7 protein-coding genes and 1 rRNA gene are annotated in these 7752 nt (G+C 73.2%); 7 read left to right on the top strand and 1 reads right to left on the bottom strand.

Going from position 1 to position 7752, the window contains the following annotated elements; all coding sequences use genetic code 11:
- The 3 genes from rrf to AC07DW_RS25360 form a co-directional block, all read left to right on the top strand.
- Positions 1–93, top strand: a 5S ribosomal RNA gene (gene rrf / locus AC07DW_RS25370); the annotation flags it as partial.
- 229 nt (positions 94–322) lie between these two features.
- Positions 323–1576, top strand: coding sequence for a hypothetical protein (locus tag AC07DW_RS25365; RefSeq protein WP_478859980.1), 1254 nt, complete (start codon positions 323–325; stop codon positions 1574–1576).
- The gene (locus AC07DW_RS25360; protein ID WP_478859979.1) at positions 1576–2241 is read left to right on the top strand and encodes a tetratricopeptide repeat protein; all 666 of its coding nucleotides are present in this window, start codon (positions 1576–1578) and stop codon (positions 2239–2241) included. Before AC07DW_RS25365 ends, AC07DW_RS25360 begins: the two co-directional genes overlap by 1 nt.
- Positions 2242–2311: 70 nt before the next feature.
- Here AC07DW_RS25360 and AC07DW_RS25355 read toward each other — a convergent pair whose 3' ends face one another.
- Positions 2312–3592 carry a DUF1015 family protein gene (locus AC07DW_RS25355; RefSeq protein WP_478859978.1) on the bottom strand — a complete coding sequence of 427 codons (1281 nt, stop codon included), beginning with the start codon at positions 3590–3592 and terminating at the stop codon, positions 2312–2314.
- A gap of 75 nt (positions 3593–3667) precedes the next feature.
- Between AC07DW_RS25355 and AC07DW_RS25350 the strand changes: the two genes are divergently transcribed.
- The 4 genes from AC07DW_RS25350 (at position 3668) to AC07DW_RS25335 (ending at position 7722) form a co-directional block, all read left to right on the top strand.
- The gene (locus AC07DW_RS25350) at positions 3668–4699 is read left to right on the top strand and encodes an HAD-IIA family hydrolase (RefSeq protein WP_478859977.1); all 1032 of its coding nucleotides are present in this window, start codon (positions 3668–3670) and stop codon (positions 4697–4699) included.
- Between the two features lie 61 nt (positions 4700–4760).
- Positions 4761–5813: a FecCD family ABC transporter permease gene (locus AC07DW_RS25345; RefSeq protein ID WP_478859976.1), complete on the top strand. Its 1053-nt coding sequence runs from the start codon at positions 4761–4763 to the stop codon at positions 5811–5813.
- Positions 5810–6853 carry a FecCD family ABC transporter permease gene (locus AC07DW_RS25340; protein WP_478859975.1) on the top strand — a complete coding sequence of 348 codons (1044 nt, stop codon included), beginning with the start codon at positions 5810–5812 and terminating at the stop codon, positions 6851–6853. Before AC07DW_RS25345 ends, AC07DW_RS25340 begins: the two co-directional genes overlap by 4 nt.
- Positions 6850–7722 carry an ABC transporter ATP-binding protein gene (locus tag AC07DW_RS25335; RefSeq protein WP_478859974.1) on the top strand — a complete coding sequence of 291 codons (873 nt, stop codon included), beginning with the start codon at positions 6850–6852 and terminating at the stop codon, positions 7720–7722. The genes AC07DW_RS25340 and AC07DW_RS25335 overlap by 4 nt, the downstream gene beginning before the upstream one ends.
- Positions 7723–7752: the final 30 nt, after the last annotated feature.

Below are 7752 nucleotides of genomic sequence, written 5' to 3'. Positions count from 1 at the left end.
ACGCCCGGTTACATTCCGAACCCGGAAGCTAAGCCTTTCAGCGCCGATGGTACTGCAGGGGGGACCCTGTGGGAGAGTAGGACGCCGCCGAACAATCTTTGAAGGACCCTTGGTCCCAGCGTTCACGCTGGGACCAAGGGTCCTTTTTGTTTTTGCTTGATCTTTTTCTCGGAGCGCGTCGGTCGGCCGACTGCGCGAGAATGACTGCGGTACCCGAAGACAGGAGCTTTGCCCATGTCCACCAACTCCCCCGACGATCGTCCGGAGCGCGAACCGCGTCGCAAGGACGACGGTGAGCGGGGCGGCTTCCGTGGCCCCCGCCGTGACGACAACCGTGGCGGTGGTGGCGGCTTCCGGCGCGATGACCGCCGGGACGATCGCAGGGACGACCGCGGCCGTGACGACCGCCCCGGGCGTCCCCCGGCCGGTGGCGGCGGCGGTGGGTTCCGCCGCGACGATCGCCGGGACGACCGGCCGGCTTTCCGCCGTGATGACCGCGCCCCGCGCCGTGACGACAACCGTGGCGGTGGCGGCGGCTTCCGCCGTGACGACCGTGGTGGTCGGCCTGCGACGGGCGGCGCCGGCGGCGGTGGCGGCTTCCGCCGTGACGACCGTGGCGGCTTCCGTCGTGATGACAACCGTGGTGGTGGTGGCGGGTTCCGTCGTGACGACCGCCGTGACGACCGTGGGCGTGACGATCGCGGTGGGTTCCGTCGTGACGAGCGTCGTGATGAGCGGCCGGCGTTCAACCGGGACCGTGACGACCGTGCGCCCCGCCGTGACGACCGCGGGCGTGACGACCGTGGCGGGTTCCGCCGTGATGACAACCGTGGTGGTGGTGGCGGGTTCCGTCGTGACGACCGCCGTGACGACCGTGGGCGTGACGATCGCGGTGGGTTCCGTCGTGACGAGCGTCGTGATGAGCGGCCGGCGTTCAACCGGGACCGTGACGACCGTGCGCCCCGCCGTGACGACCGCGGGCGTGACGATCGCGGTGGGTTCCGCCGTGATGACCGTCGTGATGAGCGGCCGGCGTTCAACCGGGACCGTGACGACCGTGCGCCCCGCCGTGACGACCGCGGGCGTGACGATCGCGGTGGGTTCCGCCGTGATGACCGTCGTGATGAGCGGCCGGCGTTCAACCGGGACCGTGACGACCGTGCGCCCCGCCGTGACGACCGCGGGCGTGACGATCGCGGTGGGTTCCGCCGCGACGACCGTGGCGGCTTCCCGCGCGACGACCGCGGCGGTTACCGGCCCCGCGACGACCGCCGCGACGACCGGGGTGGGTTCCCGCGCGACGACCGCGCGCCCCGCCGTGACGACCGCGGGCGTGACGACCGTGGCGGGTTCCGCCGTGACGACCGGCGCGACGACCGGCCGCGTGGGCCGCGGCGTGATGACCGGGACCGGGGCGGGTACCGCGGGCGGGACGACCGTGGCCGGGACGACCGTGGTGGGTTCCGGCGCGACGACCGTGACCGGCGGGACCGGGACCGGGAGCCCATCAAGCGGCTGCCCATCCCGGCGGACGTCACCGGCGACGAGATCGACAAGGACGTGCGGCAGGAGCTGATGAGCCTGCCCAAGACGCTGGCCGAGGACGTCGCCAAGAATTTGGTGATGGTCGCCAACCTGATCGACGAGGACCCGGAGCAGGCGTACGCGTACTCGCGCATCGCGCTGCGGCTGGCCTCGCGTGTGGCGGCCGTGCGCGAGGCCGCCGGCTTCGCCGCGTACGCGACGCAGAAGTACGCCGAGGCGCTCGCCGAGTTCCGGGCGGCCCGGCGGATGACGGGCAGCGTGGAGCTGTGGCCCGTGATGGCCGACTGCGAGCGCGGACTGGGCCGGCCCGAGCGGGCGATGGCGATGGCCGGTGAGCCCGAGGTGCAGAAGCTCGACAAGGCCGGGCAGGTCGAGATGCGGCTGGTCGCCGCCGGGGCGCGCAGGGACATGGGGCAGCTGGACGCCGCCATCGTGACCCTTCAGAGCCCGGAGCTGGCGTCGAACTCCGTCCAGCCGTGGACGGCGCGCCTGCGGTACGCCTACGCCGACGCGCTGCTGGAGGCGGGGCGCAAGGACGAGGCGCGCGAGTGGTTCGCCAAGGCGCTGGAGGCCGACAAGGACGGTTCGACCGATGCCTCCGACCGGCTCGCCGAGCTGGACGGCGTCGAGTTCGTCGACGCCGCGGTGGAGGAGCACGACGAGGAGGCCGAAGCGGACGACGAGTCGCGGGGCTGACCGGGTTGAGAGGGGCGGCATCCCTGGTGGGTGCCGCCCCTTTCGTATGTCCGGTGTCCGGTGTCCGGTGTCAGTCGACGTCGAGGCTGCGCAGGACCAGGCCCGTCGCCGGCTTGGGCCCGAAGGAGGTCGACTTGCGGGGCATGGTCACGCCCTGGCGGGCGAGGTCGCGGACCACGTCCTCGCGTACCGGGTGCATCAGGACGGCCGTGCCGCCCCGCCGTTCGGCCTGGGCGACGGCTGCCTGGGCGTCGTGGATGTAGGTGATGCCCCCGGGGGTGTCGGGGACGTGCCAGACGTGGTCGATCAGCGCAGCGTGGAGCACGGTCGCGTCCAGGGTGCGCCAGGCCGCCGGGCGGTCGGTTGGGACGGTACGGGCGATGATGCCCGGGGAGGGCATGTCGACGAGGTGGAAGCGGCCGTCGCCGGCGAGGAGGAAGGCGTTGCCTTCCAGGGCGGCGGAGCCCAGGGCGTCCAGGGCGGCCGGGAGGGGGCCGTCGACCGGGCGGACGCGGAAGTCGCCGCCGAGGGCGGTCAGCGCGTCGGCGACCGGGAGATGATTGAGCAGCCGGTGGATGGCCTTGACCTGGAGCGGGTAGCGGGCGGTGTCGATGAGGAGCACGAGCCCGTAGTTCCAGGGGCCGGGTGAGGGGTGCTCCTCACGGAGGCGCAGGTAGGTGGCCCAGCGGTGGTGGCCGTCGGCGATGAGCGCCTGATGGCGGGCGAGGTCGTCGGCGACCTCGGCCAGGGCGGCCGGGTCGGTGACGGACCACAGCCGGTGGCTCATGCCGTCCTCGGTGGTGGTGGACAGGAGGGGCGCGCGCCGCACGGTGCGTTCGATGACGGCGGTCGCGCCGGTCGCGGTGCCGTTGCCGCGGTACGTGAGGAGCAGCGGGTCGAGGTTGGCGGCCGTGGTGCGCATCAAAGAGGCGCGGTCCTCGACGACGTGGGGTATGACGTCCTCGTGGGGCAGCACGATGCCCTCGGCGGGGGTGGTGAGTTCCAGGGCGCCGATGAGGCCCCGCTGGAGCAGGTCGCCCTTGCGCTGCTCGTACACGTAGAGAGCCGGCTCGGCGTCCGCCGCGAGGACACCGTCGGAGAGCCAGGCGTTGAGGGTGTCCGCCGCCTGGCGGTGGCGGGCCTCCGCGGTGGCGGCCTGCGGCAGGATCAGCCGCACGATGTTGTGGGGGTCGGCCGACTGCAGGTGGTGCACGCCGTCGGGACGTACGACGACGTCGTACGGGGGAGAGGTCACCGCGGCAAGGCTCCCGACCCGTTCCGGGACATAGCGCAATCCACGGAAAGGTGTCAGGCGCAGACCGCCGTTGGCCGCGGAACCTGTGGTGTCCATCCCCGCATCGTATGTGGATCGGGGGTATGAGCGATGATCGGGGGTGATCGGTTCTCGGAGCGAGGAGTGCGGGACATGGGGCAGCGGGGCAGGAACCGGCCGAGCGGCAGTGCGCGCGCGCTGAGCGAGGCGTACGACACGGCGCTGCTGGACCTGGACGGCGTGGTGTACGCGGGCGGGGAGGCGATCGATCACGCCGTGGACGCCCTCGCCGCGGCCCGGAGCGGCGGGATGCACCTCGCCTATGTCACCAACAACGCGCTGCGGACGCCGGAGGCCGTCGCGGCCCATCTGACGGAGCTGGGGGTGCCGGCCGGGGCGGCCGACGTGATCACCTCGGCGCAGGCGGTGGCCCGGCTGATCGCCGACCAGGTGCCGCGGGGGGCGCGGGTGCTGGTGATCGGCGGTGAGGGTCTGCGGGTCGCGCTGCGGGAGCGGGGGCTGGAGCCGGTCGAGTCGGCCGACGACGACCCGGCGGCCGTGGTGCAGGGGTACGGAGGGCCGGAGTTGCCGTGGGGGCGGTTCGCGGAGGCGTCGTACGCCGTGGCGCGGGGCGTTCCGTGGTTCGCGTCCAACACCGACCTGACGATCCCCAGCGGTCGCGGGATCGCGCCGGGGAACGGGGCCGCAGTGGAGGTGGTGCGGATCGCGACGGGCGCGGAGCCGCAGGTAGCGGGCAAGCCGCTGCCGCCGATGCACCGCGAGACGATCCTGCGGACCGGTGCCGAGAGGCCGCTGGTGGTGGGGGACCGGCTGGACACCGACATCGAGGGGGCGTTCCACGGGGGTGTGGACTCGCTGCTGGTGCTGACCGGGGTGACCGACGCCGCGCAACTGCTGGCCGCCGAGCCGCGGCACCGGCCGACGTACGTGGACGCCGATCTGCGCGGGCTGCTGACCGGGCAGCCGGAGGTCGAGGGTTCGGCCGACGAGGGGTTCCGGTGCGGGGGCTGGACGGCGACCGTGCGCGGGGACGCCCTGACGCTGGGCGGGGACGGCGGGGCGCTGGACGGTCTGCGGGCGCTGTGCGCGGCGGCGTGGACGTACGCGGGCGACGGCTCGTGCGCGGCGGACGCCGGGAAGGCCCTGGCCAGGCTGGGGTGGTGACTCCGCGGCGGGCGTACGAGCCGCCTCAGGCACCGAGGGAAAGGTAGGCTAACCTAACCGGGTGTTGGTCGACAGTCCTCCCAAACAGAGCGCGGATCCCTCCGCAGCCGAGCCCCGTGGGCGCCGCCGTTCGGTGCGTGCGGCCGGGCTGCTGGCCGCCGTCGGTGTCCTGCTGCTGATCTGTGTCGCGAGCATCATGATCGGGGCCAAGCCGGTCCCGCTCGGCGATGTGTGGCACGGCCTTTTCCACAACTCCGGCACGGGCGACGACGTTCTCATCCAGGAGCTGCGGGTCCCCCGGACCCTGCTGGGAGTGATTGTCGGCGTCGCGCTGGGACTGTCCGGCGCCGTGATGCAGGCGCTGACCCGCAACCCGCTGGCCGAGCCCGGGCTGTTGGGCGTGAACGCGGGAGCCGCCGCCGCCGTCGTCTCCGCGATCAGCTTCCTGGGCGTCACGTCGCTGACCGGCTATGTGTGGTTCGCGTTCCTGGGCGCCGCGGTCGTCTCCGTCGTGGTGTACGTGCTCGGCGGCAGCCGCAGCGCCACCCCCGTGCGGCTCGCCCTGGCGGGCACTGCGGCGACCGCCGCGCTGTACGGGTACGTCAACGCCGTCCAGCTGCTGGACTCCGCCGCGCTGGACCGGCTGCGCTTCTGGACCGTCGGCTCGCTGGCCAACGCCGACATGGCGACGGTCCGCGGCGTGGCGCCGTTCATCGTCGTGGGCGTCGTACTGGCGCTGCTGATCGCCCGGCCGCTGAACGCCATGGAGATGGGCGACGACACCGCCCGCGCGCTGGGTGCGCACCTGAACCGCACACGGGCCATGGGCATGGTGTCGGTGACGCTGCTGTGCGGCGCCGCGACCGCCGCGTGCGGGCCGATCGTCTTCATCGGCCTGATGGTCCCCTACCTCGTACGCGCCCTGACCGGCCCGGACATGCGGTGGATCCTGCCGTACGCGGCGGTGCTGTCGCCCGTGCTGCTGCTGGGTTCCGACGTACTGGGCCGGGTCGTGGCGCGGCCCTCGGAGCTCCAGGTCGGCATCGTGACCGCACTCGTCGGCGGGCCCGTCTTCATCCACCTCGTACGCCGCAAGAGGATGGCCCAGCTGTGAGCACACGCACCGCCAAGGCCCTGCGCACCCCCGGGGGCCTGTCCGTCCGCTACGAGCCGCGCGCGGCCGTCGCCGTGCTGCTGCTGGTGGTGGTGACCGTGGCGGCCGGGGTCGTCCTCATCGGCAGCGGCGACTTCCCGATCGCCCCCGGTGACGTCGTCGCCACCCTGCTCGGCAACGGCACCATGGCGCAGGAGTTCATCGTCCAGGACCTCCGGCTGCCGCGCGTCCTGGTGGCGATCCTGGTCGGCGCGTCCCTCGGGCTGGGCGGCGCGGTCTTCCAGTCCGTCTCCCGCAACCCGCTGGGCAGCCCCGACGTCATCGGCTTCGGGCAGGGCGCCGCGGTCGGCGCGCTCACGGTGATCGTGCTCTTCGGCGGCAGCCCCACCGCCGTGGCCGGGGGCGCGGTCGTCGGCGGTGTGGTGACCGGCACCCTGATCTACCTGCTCGCCTGGAAGCGCGGCCTGCACGGCTTCCGGCTGGTCCTCATCGGCATCGGCGCCGCCGCCATGCTGACCGCCGTCATCCACTACCTGATCACCAAGGCGAACCTGATCGACGCCACCCGGGCCGTGCTCTGGATGACCGGCACCCTCGACGGCCGCGACTGGGCCCAGTTCTGGCCGCTGCTCGCCGTCTGCGCCGTACTCGTGCCGCTGGTGCTGGGGCACGGGCGGCCGCTGCGGATGCTGGAGATGGGCGACGACGCCGCGTACGCCCTCGGCGTCAAGGTGGAGCGGACGCGCCTGGTGCTGATGGGCTCCGCCGTGCTGCTGGTCTCCGCCGCCACGGCCGCCGCCGGTCCGATCACCTTCGTCTCGCTGAGCGCGCCGCAGCTCGCCCGCCGCCTCACCCGCTCGCCCGGCCCCAACCTCGCCGCCTCCGCGCTCATGGGCGCCGCGCTGCTGCTGGTCGCCGACTGGGCCGCCACCAACGCCTTCGGCGAGCGGGAACTGCCGGTCGGCGTCGTCACCGGAGTCGTCGGCGGCGTGTACCTGCTGTGGCTGCTCGTCACCGAGCGCAAGGCGGGCCGGATATGACCCCCCAGAACCCTGAGAAGAACGGCAGGAGTACGTCCATGCAGCAGCGCCTGAGCGCGGAGGCGGTCACCCTCGCCTACGAGCAGCGGATCATCGCCCGTGACCTGTCGGTCCGGATACCCGACAACTCGTTCACGGTGATCGTCGGCCCCAACGCGTGCGGCAAGTCGACGCTGCTGCGGGCCCTGTCGCGGATGCTGAAGCCCACCGAGGGCCGTGTCCTGCTGGACGGGCAGGCCATCCACTCCATGCCCGCCAAGAAGGTCGCCAGGACTCTGGGCCTGCTGCCGCAGTCGTCGATCGCCCCGGACGGCATCACCGTGGCGGACCTCGTGGCACGCGGCCGCTATCCGCACCAGGGGCTGCTGCGCCAGTGGTCGCCCGAGGACGAGCGCGTCGTCCAGGAGTCGATGGACGCGACCGGCGTGGGGGAGCTGGGCGACCGGTACGTCGACGAGCTGTCGGGCGGGCAGCGCCAGCGGGTGTGGATCGCCATGGCCCTGGCCCAGCAGACCCCGCTGCTGCTGCTCGACGAGCCGACCACGTACCTCGACATCCAGCACCAGATCGACGTCCTCGACCTGTGCGCCGAGCTCCACGAGACGCAGGGCCGCACCCTGGTCGCCGTCCTGCACGACCTCAACCACGCCGCCCGGTACGCCACGCACCTCATCGCGGTACGGGGCGGGGAGATCGTCGCGGAGGGCCCGCCGTCCGAGGTGGTCACCGCCGAGCTGGTCGAGCGGGTCTTCGGGCTGCGCTGCCAGGTCATCGACGACCCGGAGACCGGCACGCCGCTGGTCGTACCGGCGGCGAGGAAGGCCCGGGCGCGCACCTCCCGGGCGGCGGTGGGCGCGGCGCGCGACTGACCCCGGCGGGCTGGGACCGGCGGGCGGGCG

This window comes from Streptomyces sp. NPDC045701 (assembly GCF_056432045.1).
This window is presented reverse-complemented; position numbering and strand designations above follow the sequence as displayed.